Below are 18,107 nucleotides of genomic sequence, written 5' to 3' on the forward strand. Positions count from 1 at the left end.
CCTTCTCGTTCGTTGGCAGATGACTCTTGTGGTGCTGGGGAAAGCAGCGCCGTTGGTTATCTCACGTTCTGTTTGCCAGCAGGTGAACGAGCGCGCCTTCCCACCGCGGAAATCCTACTGCTGTGTCGGAGCGATCCCCGGCTTGACAAAACCGTGGCGGGTTTGCCAGTGTCTTGACCACGGTCACGAGTACCAGCATCGAGCCCCGGCTTGCTGGTCGGCAACCCTCCTTCGCGGTGGGGTGCTCCGGGTGACGACCAGGCTGACACCGAAAAATCGGTGCGGCAAGCGCGGACTCGTTCACGAATATCTTCCGTTGCGGGTCCCTCGAACGTGAGGGCTTGATCTGTCATGACGTCTGTACTTTCCCGTCCCTGCACTCCTTTTGCCCCTGTTTCCGGCACGGAGTTGCAGGTTCCGTTGGTTCACGGCGGCACGTGCACCTACGCCAATTTCGATTACGCGGCCAGCGCGCCTGCGCTGTCCGCAGTGACCGATCGGATCGCGGAGTTGCTGCCGTTCTATTCGAGCGTGCACCGCGGGGCCGGCTACGCGTCTCGGGTGTGCACCGCGGCGTACGAGAAGGCGCGTGAGACCGTGGCTGGATTCGTTGGTGCACAGCCGAATTCAGTGGTCGTGTTCACGCGCAACACCACCGATTCGCTCAATCTGTTGGCCGCGTGCGTGCCGGGGGACACTGTGGTGCTCGATATCGAACACCACGCCAACCTCCTGCCGTGGCGCAATCGCCGAGTGGTGGTCGCAGCATCGACGCTGGCCGAAACGCTCGCCCGGCTCGACGCCGAACTGGCTGCGAAACCTGCTGCGCTACTGGCCATCACGGGTGCATCGAACGTCACCGGCGAAGTGCTCCCCATCGAGCAATTGGCCGATCTCGCGCATCGACACGGTGCCCGGATCGTCGTCGACGGCGCACAGCTCGTTCCGCACCGTCGAGTGGACATCGCCGCACTCGGTGTGGACTATCTGGCGTTCTCCGGTCACAAGCTCTACGCCCCGTTCGGCGCGGGTGTGCTTGTGGGAAGCCGTGATTGGCTCGACGCGGGCGAGCCCCACCTGGCCGGCGGCGGTGCCGTGCGCAGTGTGACGATCGAGCACACCGACTGGGCTCCCGCACCGCAGCGTCACGAGGCGGGAACGCCCAACGTGCTCGGTGTCGTCGCGCTGGCGGCGGCGTGCGAGGCCATCGCGTCGTTCGACGAGGACGCCGCGACGACGCACGAGCGGGAATTGTCCACCCGATTGCGGGACGGGTTGGCCGCGCTGAAGGGTGTCGAACTGCTGCAGGTGTGGGCCGACGCGCCCGACGTCGTCGGCATCGTCACCTTCACCGTCGCCGGCCACGACCCCGGTGAAGTGGCGGCGTACCTGTCGGCCGAACACGGCATCGGAGTGCGCGACGGAAAGTTCTGCGCCCACCCGCTGCTGCGCCGGCTCGGTCATGCCGACGGTGCCGTGCGGGCCAGTATCGGTCTCGGCAGTTCCTCGGCCGACGTGGACCGACTCGTCGACGCGTTGGCAGCGTTCGTCGAGTCCGGGCCGACATGGGCTTACGCCGAAGAAGCCGGGTGGTGGAACCCCGTACCGGACCCTCGGCCGTTCCCCGCCCTGGCCGATGGGGCCGCCGGGGTTGGATCCCCGTGCAGCCCCGCAGGCAGTTAGCATGGCGTCATGACCGTGAGTGTCGTGTCGCGTGGCAATCGCCACTGGTGCAACAGGTATGTCGATCTGTGCCGCACTGCGTCCGGGTCGTGTTCGAGTTCGGCTCCGCTCCGACCGCATGCGCATCCCGACCGACGAATCAGGACCACCACTCATGTCGCACAATCACACCCGCATAGCCATCGAATCCGCTGACGTCTGGACCGAGCTGACCGCCGGGCCCGAGGTGAACACCGTCAGAATCGTTGCATCGGACCTGCGGGAAGCTCAGCAGCAACGCGCCCGGTTGCACGCAGAAGCCGTCGACCGCGGTGAATCGGCCGACAATCTCGCGGTCTTCCTCGATCTCGAGATCTACATCGCTGCCGACGCCAGGACGGCCCGTCGGGAATTCGCCGCACTCGACGCGCCGGCAACCCCGTCGTCCATCCGGTACGTCGGTACCCCGTCGGGACTGGCAAGTTTGATCTCCGACGTGACCGCGGCCGACGTCGCCGACGGCGTGACGCTGCAGGTGCACGGCGAGATCGAGCGGCAGTCGACGTTCCTGGCCGCGGGAGTGTTGCCGCTCCTCGAATCGCGCGGCACCCGCCTCGACACCGACGTCGTCGACGCGATCCTCGGCGCACCCCGAATTGCCCCGACCCTTGCTTCCTAGGTCGATCGAGCTCAGGTGACGTCGATCGCCAGACCTGCGGTGATGCGCAGCAACTCGGAGTACGACGAGCGGAAGATCGTGTCGATGTGCCCGGCCGCGGCCCACAGTTCCGGGTGGGCCGCCAGGTCCTGATCGACGAACGTATCCAAATTCGTCGGATGGCCCACCGGAGCGATTCCCCCGATCGGCTGGCCGGTGGCGTGCTTGGCGGTACGCAGATCGGCCCGGGCGAGCGTGCCGCCGAGACGCTCACCGGTGTGTTCGAGATGAACATTGTGAGCCCCGGACACCAGGAGCAACACCGGCTCGTCGTCGAGCAGAAACACCATCGACTTCACGATCGCACCCACATCGACGCCCAACGCAGCTGCGGCGTCGGCGGCGGTGTGGGTGCCCTCGGGACTGTTCACCACCACCCCGTGATGACCACGAGAAATCAGGGTGTCGGCAACGTGGGCTGCATTCGGATGAAGTAGCCGGGACATGCCCCAACCCTATTGCCACACGACCGTTTACGCAGACAGGTCGAGATCACCGAACAGTCTCAATCGCGCCATTCCCCCGTCGGGGAAGATGTCCATTCGCACCTCCGACACCGGGGCGTCGTGGTCGAGGACGAAGCGATGCCGAGTGTCGGGCTGCAGTGTCGTTCGCGGCAGCAGTTCGATCCAGTCGCCGTCGCCCAGTCGCCCTTGCAGGGATGCCGCGCCGGGGGCGTTGCCCAGGAAGCAACTGGTGTCCAGCTCGGCCAGCCGGATTCGGCCCGTGCCGGCGAGCTGCACCTGCACCCAGTCGTTGGCGTCGTTGCGTCGACGCGAGGTCTCCCAGCCTTCGCCCATCGAGCGCGGCGGGCCGGGGAACAGCAGATTGTTGGGGGAGCTGTAGAACATGTTGGAGCAGGCCGAGACGTATGCGCCGTTCTCGAGCGCGGCCAGGTCGACGGGCCCGACGGCGAGGAACTTCGGGTCCGGGACGCCGCGGCCCAGTACTCGCAGCCGAGCGACGCCGCCGTCCGGGTAGATGGACAGCTTGACGTGCGTCCACCGGGCGTCGGACGCGACCTCGAATCGGTTCTCGCTGTCGCCATCGACGGAACTACGGGCGACGATGGTCGTCCATTCCGTCTCGTACAGCTCGGTCGGTGACGGGAATCCGGTCACCTCGGCGGCCTCGATCGAAACTTCCGGCGGATAGTTGCCGGTGAACCAGGACGTATCGACGATGACGGCCGACACGATGCCGGCAGCTCCGAGTCGCACGATCGCCTCGTCGTATCCGGCCTCGCGTCGGCGCCGCGTCTCCCACCCGTCGTAGATCTGCCCCTTGTGCCCGAACGTCGCGGTCGAGTAGTCGGCTTTGCCCGGTGTGATCAGATTTTCCTTCTCGGCGAACGTCTCGTCGTTCGCCCACACCACTGCGCCACCGAGTGTGCGGACAGCGAGATCGGGCATCGGCAGAGGGAAGGTGGCAGTCATGGGATGCCACTTTACTGGCTCGGCATCGATTCACCGGCGCTGCGACGACGGCGCAGAACCGCTGCCGCAGCCATCAGCAGCACGCCGATCAGGATGTAGAGACCCAGTCCGAGTGCCGGCTGCCCGACCCCCGCACCCGCGAAGTACACGATGCTGCGTACTCCTTCGGTGCCGATGCCCGGGGTGATCCACCGGCCGATCGACGCGTACACATGCGGCAGTACGTTGGCTCCGAAAGCGCCTCCAGCGCTGGGATTTCCGAGGATGACGAACAGCACGATCGCCGCCGGTACCGCGGCCACTCCGATCAGGGCTCGCAGGCCCATCGTGAACAGCCCGGTGGCGAAGACGACCCCGGTGCCCAGCAGGGTGAGCGGAAACCAGTGTCCGGCAAAGGTTCCGAGTACATGGGTGGTCAGCAGTGCTCCCAGTGCGCCCGAGGCAATCGAGTACGCGGCGAGAATGCCGACGTGGACACAGGTTTCGCGTCGGGTCGTCGGTGCCCCGATGAGCAGACCGAAGGCGGCCGCGAGGAGGTAGCCGCCGACGACCCAGCCCACCGACAGGTAGAAGCCGGACAATCCACGGTTGTCATGCACGCCGACCGGGATTTCGTCACGCACCACGAATTGGCGTCCCTGAGCGGCATCGACCTCGGTGAAGATCGATTCGAGGGCGGTCGCCACCGAGCTGCCGGCAGCGCTCGCGGTGATCAGTGTGTCGGTGCCGCTCGAGCCGACGACGTAGGCGCCGAGGATGTCCCGATCGCGGAGCAGGGTGCGAACCTCGGCGGTATCCGCTGCCGTACGCGCGTCGAGCGGTGCCCCGTCGACGGCGTCGAGGCGGTCGGCGGTCTGCTGGTCCAGGCCGGCGGGAAGCCCGGCCTCGGTCACCACGGCGATCGGAATCGCGTGGGGAGTCGGCTGATGGAACGCCGACACGTAGCTGATGATGAAGCCGAGTTGCAGCACCAGCACTGCGGCGGCGAGTAGTGACATCTTGCGCATGAAAAGTGCTCCTGAACATGTCGAGACTCGAAGACCTTGTCGATACCCGAGGTATTCAATACTCTAGGTATCGTGAATGCCGAGCAGCAAGAAGAGTGGCGATCGACACAGCCACAGCGCAGGCCGCAGCGCACCGATGTGCGAGAACGACTGCTCGCCGCAGCGGCCGACGAGTTCACCGAGCGCGGATACGCGGCGGCCAAGCTCACCGACATTGCCGATCGTGCCGGCTTCACGAAGGGGGCCGTGTACTCCAACTTCGATTCCAAGCAAGGGCTGTTCGCCGAACTGCTGGCACAGCGCTCACTCGACCTCGCCGCCCGAGTACTCGCTCACGTGTCCGACCTGGACCCACAGGCGGCTGCGGGAGCCGGCGGCGGCGAAATCGCGTCCTGGGTGGTCGCCGAGCCGCGGTGGCCACTACTGACCGTCGAATTCGGGATTCTCGCGGGCCGTGACCCGGTGATTGCCGAGCGCTACCGCACCGACCGTCGTGCCCTCCGCTCCGAGCTCGAACGACTCATCGCCGATCGAGCGGTGCAGTGGGGTGTGGGGGAGGCGTTCGATGCTCGACGCCTCGCGATGTCCTTGGCTGCGTTGATCTCCGGATTGGCCGTGGAACATTCGGTGGATCCGGAGGAGATCGACCGGTCCGTCATTGCCGATGCCGTGTCGGAACTGTTCGCCGGAGCGATAGCCAGAGCACAGCTCGATTGAGGGCTGCGCTACCGGGTACTCCGGGTTCATGACTGCTCAGAATCCAGAACCCGATGAGACTGCCGGCCTCGAAGCGGGCGGTAGCGTGACGCCGGGCGATACTCCTCCAGCCGAGACAGCAGTCGGTGGGCCCAACCACGAACCGCCGCAGCGCAGCCGAGTGATGCCGATCGTCGTCATCGTTCTGGTGGCATTGTTGGCGATCGTGATCGCCGGTGGCTTGATCGGCCGAGTCGTCGGCCTCTTCGGCTGACCTCGCAATATCAGTACGGCGGCCAGCCGCCTTCGGGACCCAACAGTCGGCCGAGGCGGCGGTGATCGATCGCGATCAACTCTCTGCGCATGACCAGCCGTTCGGTCGGTTCGTCGTTGTCGAGTCGGTGGCCGAGCTCCATCAGCACGTCCCTGGGTTCGAAACCGTCGGGAGTCATCATCAGGTTCGAGACGTACCGCCAGCCGAATTTCGATTCGTACGCGCGCGCTGCGGTGCCCAGGGCGCTACGTGATTCTGCGTCCATGGCCGTGCACATCTTGTTCGGCTCGGGCAGCGTCGCGGCCAAGGCGTCGATGACGTTGTCGGACAACTCGTTCAGCTCGGCGGCCGCCGCAGTGAACAACTCGTCCCGCGACCGGTACGGGCGGCCGTCCGCGAGACGTGAGGCCCAGGCAACCGAGCAACAGCACTCGTAGAGCGCATGTACCGCCTTGCGACGCGGCAGATCGTTGAATGTCTCGAGACCCAACCCCTGATGCATCAACATGCATGAATGATGAGGGACCGGAGTCGGCCATTGCCATATCTGAGCAGGCTCTTAGCGCAGACGTTACTCGGCGTAACACGCCCTGTGGGTACTGCTGCGTCTGCCGCTAGGCTCGCAGGCATGACCGAACGGAACTGGACCGCATTCTCTGTGGAGATCGCAGACCACATCGCGCACGTGACACTTCTCGGGCCGAACAAGGGCAACGCCATGGGCCCTGATTTCTGGAGCGAATGCCCAGAACTGTTCGACCGACTCGATGCCGATCCAGAGGTACGGGCCGTGGTTCTCGCGGGCTCCGGAAGGAACTTCACCTACGGTCTCGACCTGCCGGCCATGGCAGGAACGTTCGGGCCGCTGATGGCCGACCAAGCACTCGCCGGACCCAGGACCACGTTCCACGACACCATCAAGACGATGCAGAAGGCCGTCAACGCCGTGGCGGACTGCCGCAAGCCCGTCGTCGCCGCAGTGCAGGGTTGGTGCATCGGTGGCGGCGTCGACCTCATCACCGCCGCCGACGTGCGATACGCCAGCGCCGACGCGAAGTTCAGCGTCCGCGAGGTGCGTGTCGCGATCGTCGCCGACATGGGATCTCTCGCTCGACTCCCCGCGATCATCGGCGACGGCCACCTGCGTGAGCTCGCGTTGACCGGCAAGGACATCGACGCGGCGCGCGCCGAGAAGATCGGCCTGGTCAACGACGTGTTCGAAGACCACGATGCCGTCCTCGCGGCCGCCCGCGAGTGCGCCGCGGCCATTGCTGCGAACCCGCCCCTGGTGGTGCAGGGCATCAAGACCGTCCTCGACCATTCCCGGTCGGCGAGCGTCGACGACTCGCTGAGATTCGTTGCGGCCTGGAATGCGGCTTTCCTCGCCTCACACGATCTCACCGAGGCCATCACCTCGGTGTTCGAGAAGCGTCCGGCCCAATTCACCGGTAGCTGACGTGGTCGAATACGCCGAAGAGCTGGGTACACAGCTGGTTCGGCTGCAGCGGATTCGGGAGCGCAACATCGCGCAGATCTCGTCCTCGGGCGGCGTCGACGGTGCCGCCTACGTATGCCTGTTCCGCCTGCTGCGCGACGGACCGATGCGGTCCAGCGAGCTCGCCGCGATGGTCAACTCGGACCCGTCCACGGTCAGCAGGCAGGTAGGCCAGCTGGTCGAGCGAGGACATGTCGCTCGGGTACCCGACGAACGTGACGGGCGGGCATTCGTTCTGGCCGTCACCCCGTCCGGCGAGGAAGCTGCAGCCGCCATCCAGCAACGCCGTACCGAGAACCTCGGACGAGTCATCGAAGGATGGGCCGAGGAGGATCGGGCGAAGCTGGTCGGTCTGCTGGACCGATTCTTGACCGATTACGAGACCATCAGACCGGACCTGCCCACTCAACGCCCGGGTAACGTCTGAGCCTCGGACTCCGAGAACTCGGTGCCGACGGTCGAGTCGTTTCGTACGCTCGAGCCCTGCCTCGACGGCCGGGGCGCGACGCCGTCGTACCCGGATGCTCGGACTGCTCGGAACGGACGGAGGGGACGCGATGCCAACCGATCACGACGTACCCTCCCCGTCGTCCGAGATCGGACCCCGATCGGGCTCGATCCGGCTCGAGCGTCGCGTGGCCAGGGGTATCGCAGTGCTCGTCCCGTCGTTCGGCGTGATCGGCGCGATCATCATGCTGTCGGACGACGGTCCGGTGGGTACGACGGCCGTGCTGATCTGCACGATCGTGCTGCTCTCCACCCTGCCGGTGGGAGCGTGGTGGTGGTTACGGTCGGTGGACGCCTCGCACATGCCCGGATGGTTCGTGATCTATGCGGACGTGGGGGTGTCGGGGCTACTGCTGACCTTTGCGGACCGGGACCTGGCTCTGTACGGGGCTGCCCTGTTCTCGGTGATCGGCACCTACATCGCGTACTTCTCCCGCCGCAACGTACTGAAATTTCACACGGCGTTCGTCAACGCCGTCATTCTGCTGCTCGCGGTACTGGCCGTCCTCGAACGCCCGGACGACCCGGCCTCGATCGTCGCGCGCGCTCTCGTCACGGTGCTCGTGGTCAACTCGGTGCTCGCCTTTCGCGCAGTCATCCAACGCCAGCTCGACCTCGCCAACACCGACTCCTTGACGGGCCTGCTCAATCGGCGCGGTCTGGAACTGCGGCTCGAGCGGATGCTGGGCAGATTGGCCGACACCGAATCCGTGGCGTTGATGGTGGTCGATCTGGACCAGTTCAAGCGGGTCAACGACACCTTCGGCCACGCGATGGGTGACCGGGTTCTTCGCCGGACAGCGCGGCGGCTGAGCGCTGTCACCGGTAGACGTCCGTGCGTGGCGCGGACCGGAGGTGAAGAGTTCACGATTGCCGTTCCGGTCGACGCCGACTCCGCGAAACACCTGGCCGACGACATTCGCGAGGCGGTGCACGATCCAGGCGACGACGTGCCGGTGACGGTCAGCATCGGGGTCGCGATACTCGATGCCGGCCGGTGGCGGTCGGCCGATTCGACCTACGAGTCGGCCGAGTTGATGCACAACGGACTGCTCGACGCCGACGCAGCGATGTACGAGTCGAAACACGCGGGTGGAAACAAAGCAACGGTGTACACCGGCACCTGACATGCCGATGTACACCGTTGGTCGTTCCCGGGAAACGTTCTGGGGAGAACGATTCGAGCCTTCAGCGCAGAGCGCTCTTCGGGTCGTTCCACAGCTGGTCGGTGAAATCCTCCAACGCGACGAGCACGATGGTGTCCTCGGTGCGCCGAAGAATCGACTTGCTGGCCCGCACCTGAACGATGTCGCCGGTCTTGTCGGTCATCCGCCACAGGGAGTCCGCACGGGTGGCGACGGTGGTCAGGAACATCTCCGCGACGTTCACGCCCTCCGGAGCTCGATCCGGGAAGATGTCGTGCAGGTGGAAGTCCTCTCGTTCTGTCCGGTCGAGTCCGAACAGATCGTCGAAGGCCTCGTTCGCGAACACGATGGCACCGGTGGGATCGACAGCCAGAATCGGTACCGGGATCCGGTCGAGAACGACGGTCACCGGCAGATCGGGGAACTGGGTCGGGTCCGATATCGGCCGCGACTCCAGATTGCGCCGATCACCGGCGGTGCCGTTGGAAGTGCTGTCGGTCATACGTCTCCCCAAACTGTGGTTCGTCGGCACACGGCCGAAACGAGGTGTTGTGATGCCGAAAGGATCAGTGACCCGGATTGTCCGTCAAACGCTTGAAGGACGCAGCGATTTCGGCCTCGGCTTCTGCGCGACCCACCCAGTCTGCACCGGTGACGTGCTTGTTGGGTTCGAGATCCTTGTAATGGACGAAGAAATGCTTGATCGCGTCGAGCTCGAAGGTCGAGACGTCGCTCAGATCCTGGATGTGATCCCAGCGGGTGTCGCCGGCCGGCACACACAGCACCTTGTCGTCGCCGCCTGCTTCGTCGACCATCTTGAACATGGCCACCGGGCGGGCCTCGACGATGACACCGGGGTACACCGACTCGGGCAGCAGCACCAGCGCGTCGAGAGGATCGCCGTCCTCGCCCAGGGTGTTCTCGATGAAGCCGTAGTCGGCCGGATACGCCATCGCGGTGTAGAGGTAGCGGTCGAGGCGAACACGTCCGGTGACGTGGTCGACCTCGTACTTGTTGCGCTGCCCCTTGGGGATCTCGATGGTGACGTCGAACGACACGTGCAGTCCTCACTGTCTTGGTTCGAGCCCGAGCGGGCTCGAGTGGTTTGCGAATGTCTCTATGGTGGCGGCGCAAGGCTACCGGACCCGAGGATACTGTTGACTCGATGATCATGGGTACGACCACGGCAATGACGGAGGAACGGTGGCGGGGCTGACACGGCGATTCCTCGGTCCCATGGCGGGGCGCAGACGCAGGAAGAAGCGGTTGATCCTCACGCTGTGCGCGGTGTTCGTCGTGGTCCTTGCCGTCACGACCGCCGCTCTGGTGCTGCCCAGGGTCTCCGAGAGTGCCGACGCCGCGATCGCACCCCCACCCGAGACGGTGCTGCCGAACCCGTCGATCACCGCGTTCCCCGACTCCGCCCCGGTGCCGAGCGCAGCCGGTCTCGCGGGCGCGCTCGCACCCGTGGTGGACGACGCCGCGCTCGGCACCTTCACCGGAACCGTGGCCGACGCGCAGACCGGCCAGATCCTGTGGTCGCAGAATCCCGACACGCCCATGACTCCCGCATCGACGACCAAGGTGCTCACGGCAGCGGCCGCGATGGTCGCGCTTCCGTCCGACCACCGCGTCGCGACCCGGGTGGTCCAGGGCAGCGGTGAGGGCAACATCGTGCTGATCGCCGGCGGTGACCCCACGCTCACCGCCCTGCCGGTGGGTACGACCGGGTTCTATCCGGGAGCGGCACGCATCGACGACCTGGTGGAGCAGATCCGTCGCAGCGGAACCGCAGTACGCAGCATCAGCGTCGACACGTCCATCTACTCCGGCGACACGATGGCCCAGGGCTGGTTCCCGGCCGACATCGCCGCCGGATCGATCACCCCGATCGAACCGATCATGCTCGACGGCGGCCGCTCGAACCCCCTCGTCGACGAATCGCCGCGCAGCACCACGCCTGCCCTCGATGCCGGCCGCGCCCTCGCCGCGGGACTCGGCGTCGACCCCGCTGCGGTGACGACGGGCAAGGCGGCGGAGGGTGCCGATCAGATCGCATCGGTGCAGTCGGCCCCGTTGCGAGATCGGCTGCAGCAGATGATCTATCGGTCCGACAACGTGCTCGCCGAAGCGGTGGGCCGAGAACTCTCGCTCGAGATGAACACGGCGGCAAGCTTTTCCGGGGCGGTGGCGTCCATCGGCCAGACCCTGTTCTCGGTCGGCTTCGACATGGCCGGTCTGGCGTTGCAGGACGCGAGCGGACTGTCGGTCGACGGCAGGATTCCCGCGCGCCTGCTCGATCAGGTGTTGACGTCGGCAGCCGGGAGCGGTCAGCCGGCGCTGCGGCCCATGCTCGACTACCTGCCGGTCGCCGGTGCCACCGGAACGCTGTCCGATCGGTACGCCTCGGGTGATCGTACCGGTGCCGGCTGGGTTCGTGCGAAGACCGGAACTCTCTCCGCTGCAAGCGCTTTGGCGGGATACGTCGTCGACGTCGACGGCCGGATCCTGACGTTCGCCCTGATGTCCAACGACCGGCCACCCGATGTCAGTCGACCCGCCCTCGATGCCGTCGCATCGACCCTGAGAATGTGTGGTTGCCGATGAGCACCGAAACAGCAACCGCCGACGACAACGACGCCACGTCCGGGTTCGCCGGCGCAGTCGACTGGGCGGTGGCCGCGAAGGCCGGAGCGAGATTGGCCCGCCCGGGACCGGCCACCTCGCGATACACCGCCGACGCGGCCGTGGAAGAGCTTGCCGCAGCATCGATTCGGGCCGAGGGTCCGGTGCGGGAGACGACAGGCCTGGCCGATGGCCTGCCGGTGCCCGACGCCCAGGTGGTCGATCGAGCAGGATGGATCGCAGCGGCGGCCGCGTCGATGAAGCACCTCACCGGGGACGAGAACGAGGCACCCCCGACCGGTCTGCTCGGTGGCAAGCCCGCCGGGTTGCAGGCCGGTGCCATGCTCGCGTTCCTGTCCAGTGCCATTCTGGGACAGTACGATCCGTTCACCGGTGAGAGCGGCACCCTGCTGCTGGTCGCACCCAACGTGATCGCCGTCGAACGTGCACTTCGCGTCTCACCCAGTGATTTTCGGCTCTGGGTATGCCTGCACGAGGTGACCCACCGAGTGCAGTTCTCCTCCGCGCCGTGGCTCGGGCAGTACATGCGGGACAACGTCGGATTGCTCTCCGACGGCACCGACGAGCCGATGTCCGATGTCCTCACTCGGTTGAGCGGCGCTCTGAAGGCCAGGAAGAACCCCGGCGGATCCGCCGAGGACGCCGGCATCATCGGTCTGCTCCGCGCGACCCAGCCCGAGCCGCAGCGGCAGGCGATCGACCGGCTTCTCGTTCTCGGAACACTGCTCGAAGGTCACGCCGACCACGTCATGGACGCCGTCGGACCGGCCGTCGTGCCGTCGGTGGTGCAGATCCGCCGCGCATTCGATCGGCGACGCCAACGCAAGGTCAACCCCGTGCAACGCGTCGTGCGCACACTGCTCGGGATGGACGCGAAGATGGCGCAATACGTACGCGGCAAGGCATTCGTCGATCACGTCGTCGGCTCGGTGGGAATGGAACGCTTCAACACGGTGTGGACCGGGCCGGACACTCTGCCGTTGCTGTCGGAGATCGAGGACCCGGATGCGTGGGTCGCGCGAGTCCTTGGCTGAGCCTGCGGAACGACCCATGCTGCCCGAGTCTCCGGCGTTGCTGGAGGTTCGGCGTGCAGTGCGGGGTTGGTTGGCGGCGCATCCCGGCCCGGTAGCGGTGGCGCTGTCCGGTGGTGCGGATTCACTGGCGCTCACTGCGGCGACGGCAGCCGAGGCTCCGAACGTGACGGCGCTGATCGTCGATCATGGGCTTCAGGCGGGATCCGCGGAGGTGGCTGCCGTCGCCGCCGAGCGTGCCCGGTTGCTGGGCGTCGACGACGCCCGAGTGCTGACAGTGACCGTGGCCGGTTCGGGCGGGATGGAAGCCGCGGCTCGCCGAGCCCGATACGACGCATTGGACGGCGCGCGCGGCGAAGCCTCGGTACTGGTGGCGCACACTCTCGACGACCAGGCGGAGACGGTGCTGCTGGGCCTCGGTCGCGGCTCGGGGCCGCGGTCCATCGCCGGAATGGCAGCGTTCGACGACCCGTGGGGTCGCCCGCTCCTCGGGGTGCGCCGCGCCGTGACGCGAGCCGCGTGCGCGGAGCTGGGACTCGAACCGTTCGAAGATCCGCACAATTCCGATCCCGACTTCACCCGGGTGCGACTACGCCACGAGGTGTTGCCGTTGCTCGAGGACGTGCTCGGTGGGGGCGTCGCTCCGGCTCTGGCCCGCACGGCCGAGCAGCTGCAGGACGACGGCCGGGCGCTCGACGCCATCGCCGCGGCCGTCGTCGATACGAACACGCGCGAGTTGGACGTCTCGGCGATCGAATCGTCCGACCCTGCGATCCGCCGCCGAGTGGTGCGGCGGTGGCTTCTCGGCCGGGGTGTGACGTCGTTGTCGGACCGTCAGATCCGGGCTGTCGATGCGCTCGTCGTGCGCTGGACCGGGCAGGGCGGAGTTGCGCTGCCTGGGGGAACGCCGGAGGCGAGGTTGGTGTGCTCGCGTCGGCATGGCAGGCTGAGCGTCGGCCTGGAGAACGAATGAAGGGAAACCCCGTGTACGAGGGCGACATCGAATCGGTTCTCATTTCCGAGGAACAGATCAAAACACGGACCGCGGAACTCGCAGAGGAAATTGCCAAGCGGTATCCCGAGGGTGCTCCCGAAGGCGACTTGCTGCTGGTCGGCGTTCTCAAGGGCGCGATCATGTTCATGACCGACTTCGCGCGGGCCCTGCCCATCCCGGCGCAGCTCGAGTTCATGGCGGTGAGCTCCTACGGCTCGTCGACGTCGTCCTCCGGCGTCGTCCGGATTCTCAAGGACCTCGACCGCGACATCACCGGACGCCACGTGCTGATCGTCGAGGACATCATCGACTCCGGTCTGACGCTGAGCTGGCTCAAGCGCAACCTGGCGACCCGGTCGCCGGCCTCGCTGTCGGTGGTGACGTTGCTGCGTAAGCCCGACGCGATCAAGGTCGACGTCGAGGTCGCGAACGTGGGCTTCGACATCCCCAACGAGTTCGTCGTCGGCTACGGCCTCGATTACAACGAGCGATACCGCGATCTGCCGTACATCGGTCTGCTGGACCCGAAGGTGTACAGCTGATCCGAGTTCTTTCGGTTCCGCCCGTGTCGCTGCGCTGGACCGTCCGTCAATGGACCATTGCCGCGCCGAGACGTATGCAATGGTCCATCGATCCGGATAGTGTGCGGCGATACACGGGGAACTGCCGGGGGAGTGCAGTCGTTGGAGGGGAAGAAGCGTCGACGCCGACAGGCGCGTGGACGCAGAGCGCCAGGTAAGAGCGAGTCCGATGTCCGAGTCTCGCGGTAGCCTGGAGTATCCGGCGGGCAGGGAGCAGCCAGCGCGCGGGAGCGGACTGAAAGGACACGGCCGAGTCGGCTGAAGCTGTATGAATCGGAAGACAGTAATACGAAATCTCGCCATCGTTTTCGGCATTCTGTTGGTGATCTATGCCTTCAGCTACTTCGGTAACGACACGCGGAACTGGACGTCGGTCGACACCTCGGTGGCGATCGCCCAGCTCGACGACCGCAATGTCGAGTCCGCGCAGATCGACGACCGTGAGCAGCAGATTCGGCTGACCCTCAAAGAGGCCTCCGACGCCACGGACAACGAGAAGCAGATCATCGCGAAGTATCCGGACTCGGCGTCCGAGCAGATCTTCGACAAGGTCGACTCGCAGGGCTTGAACAGCTACAACACCACCGTCACCCAGGAGAGCTGGTTCAGCTCGTTCCTGCTGCTCATTCTCCCGATGGTGTTGATCCTCGGCGTGATCATCTTCGTGATGAGCCGTATGCAGGGCGGCGGCCGCGGCGGTGTCATGGGCTTCGGCAAATCCAAGGCCAAGCAGCTGACGAAAGATATGCCGAAGACCACGTTCGCGGATGTCGCGGGCGCGGACGAGGCTGTCGAAGAGCTCTACGAAATCAAGGACTTTCTGCAGAACCCGGCGCGCTACCAGGCCCTCGGTGCCAAGATTCCGCGCGGCGTCCTGCTGTACGGCCCTCCCGGAACCGGCAAGACGCTGCTGGCGCGCGCCGTCGCAGGCGAGGCGGGCGTCCCGTTCTTCACCATCTCCGGCTCGGACTTCGTCGAGATGTTCGTCGGCGTCGGTGCATCCCGCGTGCGCGATCTGTTCGAGCAGGCCAAGCAGAACAGCCCCTGCATCATCTTCGTCGACGAGATCGACGCCGTCGGCCGCCAGCGCGGCGCAGGCATGGGCGGCGGACACGACGAGCGCGAGCAGACGCTCAACCAGCTGCTCGTCGAAATGGACGGCTTCGGTGAGCGCACCGGCGTCATCCTCATCGCCGCCACCAACCGGCCCGACATCCTCGACCCGGCCCTGCTGCGTCCGGGCCGCTTCGACCGTCAGATCCCGGTCGGCGCCCCCGACCTGGCCGGCCGTCGAGCGATCCTGAAGGTGCACTCGGCCGGCAAGCCCGTCGCGCAGGATGCCGACCTCGAAGGTCTGGCTAAGCGAACCGTCGGAATGTCGGGTGCAGACCTGGCCAACGTCATCAACGAAGCGGCACTGCTCACCGCTCGTGAGAACGGCACCGTCATCACCGAGGCGTCGCTCGAAGAATCCGTCGACCGCGTCGTCGGTGGTCCGCGCCGCAAGAGCCGCATCATCAGCGAGCACGAGCGCAAGATCACCGCGTACCACGAGGGTGGCCACACTCTCGCGGCATGGGCGATGCCCGACATCGAGCCCGTGTACAAGGTGACCATCCTCGCGCGCGGTCGCACCGGCGGTCACGCGATGACGGTCCCGGAGGACGACAAGGGCCTGATGACGCGGTCGGAGATGATCGCGCGCCTGGTGATGGCCATGGGTGGACGCGCCGCGGAAGAGCTCGTGTTCCACGAGCCGACCACCGGAGCGTCCTCGGACATCGACCAGGCCACCAAGATCGCCCGCGCTATGGTCACCGAGTACGGCATGAGCAGCAAGCTCGGTGCCGTTCGCTACGGACAGGAACAGGGCGACCCGTTCCTCGGTCGTTCGATGGGACAGCAGTCCGACTTCTCGCACGAGGTCGCCCGCGAAATCGACGAGGAGGTGCGCAAGCTCATCGAAGCCGCGCACACCGAGGCGTGGGCCATCCTCAACGAGTACCGCGACCTGCTCGACACCCTTGCCTCCGAGCTGCTCGAACGTGAGACGCTGACCCGCAAGGACCTCGAGAAGATCTTCCACAGCGTCACCAAGCGCCCGCGCATCACGCTGTTCAACGACTTCGGTGACCGTAAGCCGTCGGACAAGCCGCCGGTCAAGACTCCTCGCGAGCTCGCAGCCGAGCGCGGCGAGCCGTGGCCTCCGGTACCACCGGCACCGAAACAGCTTCCACCGCAACAGTTTCCGCAGCCCAGCTACGCCGGGTCGCCGCAGCTGACCAAGGGTGGGCAGCAGAACGGCAGCAACGGTTACAACGGCGCACCCAGCAACGGCGCCCCCGGCACCGGCGAGCTCGGACCGAACACGGGTGCCGGTCGACGTAGCGCGCCTGCCCCCGGCGACTACAACGGGGCTACCAACGGTGGCGGCTACAACGGCGCTACCAACGGCGGTCCTGCCAACGGAAGCTACGGCGGGCCGACCACAGGCGGCGGATACTCCGAGGGCTATCGCCGGCCCGAGCCCCGATCGGGTCCCAATGGTTCGGGCCCCGATTACGGCGCTCCCGCCGGCTGGTCGGCACCCGGCTGGCCGCCGCGCGATCAGCCACAGGTGCCGCGCTACCAAGGCCCGTCCACGCCGCCGGCTCAGTACCAGCCTCCGCGTGAGCAGGACTCGGATCAGGGCTACCGTCAGCATCCGACGTATCAGCAGCCGCAGTCCTACCAGCCGCCCCAGCCGCAGCAGTCGTACGACCCGCAGCAACCGCAGCAGTCGTATCAGCCGCCGCAGTACCAGCCGGATCCGTTCCGGCCGGACGCCGGGGAGCACGGTCGCACGTCCCGGCACGAGCCTCCCTACGGCGAGAATTCCGAGGGCGCGCCGGAGTCGACTCCCACATGGGAGGTTCCGGAAAGCTCGCACAACTACCCGCTGCCCGGAGACGATCGACCCGCTCATGGTTCGTCGGAGGAGTCGCAACAGGGTGAGCACGGCGACCGTCACGGAAACGACGACGGCGACGCCGGCCCACGCACCCAACGGTGGGAAGGACCGGGCGGCTCACACCGCTAGTCCGATCATTAGGCTGACTGGGTCGACCGTCACGGTCGACCCAGTGCGTCGTTTCGAACCCGTGCTGTTGTCCGTCGGCGAGCCGTTCACACCGAGCAGCACGCCCGCCCAGCTGCCACATTCGCGGAGCCCAACCGGAGGTACGTTCTCGTGTCAGTCAACAGGACCGACGAGTCGACAGGCGACTCGGCAGAAGTCCCAGCCGCCGTGCAATCCGCCGCCCCGCAGCAGGGAATCGCGGAGACGGTGGCCTATGCCACGGGCGCGGTGTTCGACCAGCCCCGCGCGGAGGCCGCGGTACGCGAGTTGCTCATCGCCGTCGGTGAGGATCCCGACCGCCCGGGCCTGCTCGATACCCCGGCTCGTGTCGCCCGGTCCTACCGAGAGATCTTCGCCGGCCTCTACACCGATCCGGACACCGCGCTGAACACGACCTTCGACGAAGGCCATCAAGAACTGGTTCTGGTTCGCGACATCCCCATGTACTCCACGTGCGAGCACCACCTGGTCTCGTTCCACGGCGTCGCCCACGTGGGATACATCCCCGGCAAGAGCGGCAAGGTGACCGGTCTGTCGAAGCTGGCCCGCGTGGTGGACATGTACGCCAAGCGTCCCCAGGTGCAGGAGCGGTTGACCAGCCAAATCGCCGACGCGTTGATGCGCAAGCTCGACCCACGCGGCGCAATCGTCGTGATCGAGGCCGAGCACCTGTGCATGGCGATGCGCGGTATCCGCAAGCCCGGTGCCAGCACCACCACCTCGGCGGTCCGGGGTCTGCTGCAGTCCAGCGCGGCATCGCGTTCGGAAGCCTTGGACCTGATCCTCCGGAAATGACG

Annotated in this window: 19 protein-coding genes and 1 riboswitch; of the genes, 13 read left to right on the forward strand and 6 right to left on the reverse strand. The window is 66.3% G+C overall.

What is annotated here, in order from left to right; all coding sequences use genetic code 11:
- Nucleotides 1-181: 181 nt before the first annotated feature.
- Nucleotides 182-297, forward strand: a riboswitch (SAM riboswitch).
- 54 nt (nucleotides 298-351) lie between these two features.
- Both CH285_RS00450 and CH285_RS00455 read left to right on the forward strand, forming a co-directional pair.
- Nucleotides 352-1,683: an aminotransferase class V-fold PLP-dependent enzyme gene (locus CH285_RS00450; protein WP_094642929.1), complete on the forward strand. Its 1,332-nt coding sequence runs from the start codon at nucleotides 352-354 to the stop codon at nucleotides 1,681-1,683.
- A gap of 154 nt (nucleotides 1,684-1,837) precedes the next feature.
- Nucleotides 1,838-2,341, forward strand: a complete 504-nt coding sequence (locus tag CH285_RS00455) for a hypothetical protein (RefSeq protein WP_094642943.1) — start codon at nucleotides 1,838-1,840, stop codon at nucleotides 2,339-2,341.
- An 11-nt stretch (nucleotides 2,342-2,352) separates the two neighbouring features.
- Here CH285_RS00455 and CH285_RS00460 read toward each other — a convergent pair whose 3' ends face one another.
- Genes CH285_RS00460 through CH285_RS00470 form a run of 3 tightly spaced genes read right to left on the reverse strand, consistent with a single transcriptional unit; the run spans nucleotide 2,353 to nucleotide 4,823 of the window.
- Nucleotides 2,353-2,826: a YbaK/EbsC family protein gene (locus tag CH285_RS00460; protein WP_094642930.1), complete on the reverse strand. Its 474-nt coding sequence runs from the start codon at nucleotides 2,824-2,826 to the stop codon at nucleotides 2,353-2,355.
- 27 nt (nucleotides 2,827-2,853) lie between these two features.
- Nucleotides 2,854-3,816: an allantoicase gene (gene alc / locus CH285_RS00465; protein ID WP_094642931.1), complete on the reverse strand. Its 963-nt coding sequence runs from the start codon at nucleotides 3,814-3,816 to the stop codon at nucleotides 2,854-2,856.
- A gap of 11 nt (nucleotides 3,817-3,827) precedes the next feature.
- A complete protein-coding gene (locus CH285_RS00470; protein ID WP_094642932.1) occupies nucleotides 3,828-4,823 on the reverse strand; it encodes a hypothetical protein in 996 nt (331 codons plus the stop codon).
- A gap of 138 nt (nucleotides 4,824-4,961) precedes the next feature.
- On the opposite strand from CH285_RS00470, the gene CH285_RS00475 reads away from it, so the two are divergent.
- Together CH285_RS00475 and CH285_RS00480 are read left to right on the forward strand one after the other, a co-directional pair.
- Nucleotides 4,962-5,540, forward strand: coding sequence for a TetR/AcrR family transcriptional regulator (locus tag CH285_RS00475; RefSeq protein ID WP_032373887.1), 579 nt, complete (start codon nucleotides 4,962-4,964; stop codon nucleotides 5,538-5,540).
- A gap of 28 nt (nucleotides 5,541-5,568) precedes the next feature.
- Nucleotides 5,569-5,793: a DUF6480 family protein gene (locus CH285_RS00480; protein WP_027494384.1), complete on the forward strand. Its 225-nt coding sequence runs from the start codon at nucleotides 5,569-5,571 to the stop codon at nucleotides 5,791-5,793.
- A 10-nt stretch (nucleotides 5,794-5,803) separates the two neighbouring features.
- Here CH285_RS00480 and CH285_RS00485 read toward each other — a convergent pair whose 3' ends face one another.
- Entirely contained in the window at nucleotides 5,804-6,301 is a 498-nt protein-coding gene (locus tag CH285_RS00485) for a 2-oxo-4-hydroxy-4-carboxy-5-ureidoimidazoline decarboxylase (protein WP_048316593.1), read from the reverse strand.
- Between the two features lie 120 nt (nucleotides 6,302-6,421).
- On the opposite strand from CH285_RS00485, the gene CH285_RS00490 reads away from it, so the two are divergent.
- From CH285_RS00490 to CH285_RS00500, 3 genes are all read left to right on the forward strand, one after another.
- Nucleotides 6,422-7,249, forward strand: a complete 828-nt coding sequence (locus tag CH285_RS00490) for a crotonase/enoyl-CoA hydratase family protein (protein WP_027494382.1) — start codon at nucleotides 6,422-6,424, stop codon at nucleotides 7,247-7,249.
- A gap of 1 nt (nucleotide 7,250) precedes the next feature.
- Nucleotides 7,251-7,715: a MarR family winged helix-turn-helix transcriptional regulator gene (locus tag CH285_RS00495; protein WP_094715172.1), complete on the forward strand. Its 465-nt coding sequence runs from the start codon at nucleotides 7,251-7,253 to the stop codon at nucleotides 7,713-7,715.
- A gap of 130 nt (nucleotides 7,716-7,845) precedes the next feature.
- On the forward strand, nucleotides 7,846-8,922 hold the full coding sequence (locus tag CH285_RS00500) for a GGDEF domain-containing protein (RefSeq protein WP_032364716.1): 1,077 nt from the start codon (nucleotides 7,846-7,848) through the stop codon (nucleotides 8,920-8,922).
- 61 nt (nucleotides 8,923-8,983) lie between these two features.
- On the opposite strand, the gene CH285_RS00505 is transcribed toward CH285_RS00500, so the two are convergent.
- On the reverse strand, nucleotides 8,984-9,442 hold the full coding sequence (locus CH285_RS00505; protein WP_027494379.1) for a PAS domain-containing protein: 459 nt from the start codon (nucleotides 9,440-9,442) through the stop codon (nucleotides 8,984-8,986).
- A gap of 64 nt (nucleotides 9,443-9,506) precedes the next feature.
- On the reverse strand, nucleotides 9,507-9,998 hold the full coding sequence (locus CH285_RS00510; protein ID WP_027494378.1) for an inorganic diphosphatase: 492 nt from the start codon (nucleotides 9,996-9,998) through the stop codon (nucleotides 9,507-9,509).
- A 178-nt stretch (nucleotides 9,999-10,176) separates the two neighbouring features.
- On the opposite strand from CH285_RS00510, the gene dacB reads away from it, so the two are divergent.
- The 6 genes from dacB (at nucleotide 10,177) to folE (ending at nucleotide 18,105) form a co-directional block, all read left to right on the forward strand.
- The gene (dacB, locus tag CH285_RS00515) at nucleotides 10,177-11,547 is read left to right on the forward strand and encodes a D-alanyl-D-alanine carboxypeptidase/D-alanyl-D-alanine endopeptidase (RefSeq protein WP_094642933.1); all 1,371 of its coding nucleotides are present in this window, start codon (nucleotides 10,177-10,179) and stop codon (nucleotides 11,545-11,547) included.
- Nucleotides 11,544-12,620, forward strand: a complete 1,077-nt coding sequence (locus CH285_RS00520; protein ID WP_094642934.1) for a zinc-dependent metalloprotease — start codon at nucleotides 11,544-11,546, stop codon at nucleotides 12,618-12,620. The genes dacB and CH285_RS00520 overlap by 4 nt, the downstream gene beginning before the upstream one ends.
- 16 nt (nucleotides 12,621-12,636) lie before the next feature.
- On the forward strand, nucleotides 12,637-13,590 hold the full coding sequence (tilS, locus tag CH285_RS00525) for a tRNA lysidine(34) synthetase TilS (RefSeq protein ID WP_176458655.1): 954 nt from the start codon (nucleotides 12,637-12,639) through the stop codon (nucleotides 13,588-13,590).
- 11 nt (nucleotides 13,591-13,601) lie between these two features.
- Nucleotides 13,602-14,153 carry a hypoxanthine phosphoribosyltransferase gene (gene hpt / locus CH285_RS00530; protein ID WP_027494374.1) on the forward strand — a complete coding sequence of 184 codons (552 nt, stop codon included), beginning with the start codon at nucleotides 13,602-13,604 and terminating at the stop codon, nucleotides 14,151-14,153.
- 307 nt (nucleotides 14,154-14,460) lie between these two features.
- Nucleotides 14,461-17,271 carry an ATP-dependent zinc metalloprotease FtsH gene (gene ftsH, locus CH285_RS00535; RefSeq protein WP_094642936.1) on the forward strand — a complete coding sequence of 937 codons (2,811 nt, stop codon included), beginning with the start codon at nucleotides 14,461-14,463 and terminating at the stop codon, nucleotides 17,269-17,271.
- 207 nt (nucleotides 17,272-17,478) lie between these two features.
- A complete protein-coding gene (folE, locus tag CH285_RS00540; protein WP_082519163.1) occupies nucleotides 17,479-18,105 on the forward strand; it encodes a GTP cyclohydrolase I FolE in 627 nt (208 codons plus the stop codon).
- The last annotated feature ends 2 nt before the right edge of the window (nucleotides 18,106-18,107 follow it).

This window comes from Rhodococcus sp. 05-2256-B1 (assembly GCF_002258465.1).
GTDB lineage: Bacteria > Actinomycetota > Actinomycetes > Mycobacteriales > Mycobacteriaceae > Rhodococcoides > Rhodococcoides fascians.

Excerpts from the sequence above, each read along its gene's own strand:
- CH285_RS00450 (WP_094642929.1), top strand. The coding sequence starts at position 352 with ATGACGTCTGTACTTTCCCGTCCCTGCACTCCTTTTGCCCCTGTTTCC.
- CH285_RS00455 (WP_094642943.1), top strand. The coding sequence starts at position 1,838 with ATGTCGCACAATCACACCCGCATAGCCATCGAATCCGCTGACGTCTGG.
- CH285_RS00460 (WP_094642930.1), bottom strand. The coding sequence starts at position 2,826 with ATGTCCCGGCTACTTCATCCGAATGCAGCCCACGTTGCCGACACCCTG.
- alc (WP_094642931.1), bottom strand. The coding sequence starts at position 3,816 with ATGACTGCCACCTTCCCTCTGCCGATGCCCGATCTCGCTGTCCGCACA.
- CH285_RS00470 (WP_094642932.1), bottom strand. The coding sequence starts at position 4,823 with ATGCGCAAGATGTCACTACTCGCCGCCGCAGTGCTGGTGCTGCAACTC.
- CH285_RS00480 (WP_027494384.1), top strand. The coding sequence starts at position 5,569 with ATGACTGCTCAGAATCCAGAACCCGATGAGACTGCCGGCCTCGAAGCG.
- CH285_RS00485 (WP_048316593.1), bottom strand. The coding sequence starts at position 6,301 with ATGTTGATGCATCAGGGGTTGGGTCTCGAGACATTCAACGATCTGCCG.
- CH285_RS00490 (WP_027494382.1), top strand. The coding sequence starts at position 6,422 with ATGACCGAACGGAACTGGACCGCATTCTCTGTGGAGATCGCAGACCAC.
- CH285_RS00500 (WP_032364716.1), top strand. The coding sequence starts at position 7,846 with ATGCCAACCGATCACGACGTACCCTCCCCGTCGTCCGAGATCGGACCC.
- CH285_RS00505 (WP_027494379.1), bottom strand. The coding sequence starts at position 9,442 with ATGACCGACAGCACTTCCAACGGCACCGCCGGTGATCGGCGCAATCTG.
- dacB (WP_094642933.1), top strand. The coding sequence starts at position 10,177 with ATGGCGGGGCGCAGACGCAGGAAGAAGCGGTTGATCCTCACGCTGTGC.
- CH285_RS00520 (WP_094642934.1), top strand. The coding sequence starts at position 11,544 with ATGAGCACCGAAACAGCAACCGCCGACGACAACGACGCCACGTCCGGG.
- tilS (WP_176458655.1), top strand. The coding sequence starts at position 12,637 with ATGCTGCCCGAGTCTCCGGCGTTGCTGGAGGTTCGGCGTGCAGTGCGG.
- ftsH (WP_094642936.1), top strand. The coding sequence starts at position 14,461 with ATGAATCGGAAGACAGTAATACGAAATCTCGCCATCGTTTTCGGCATT.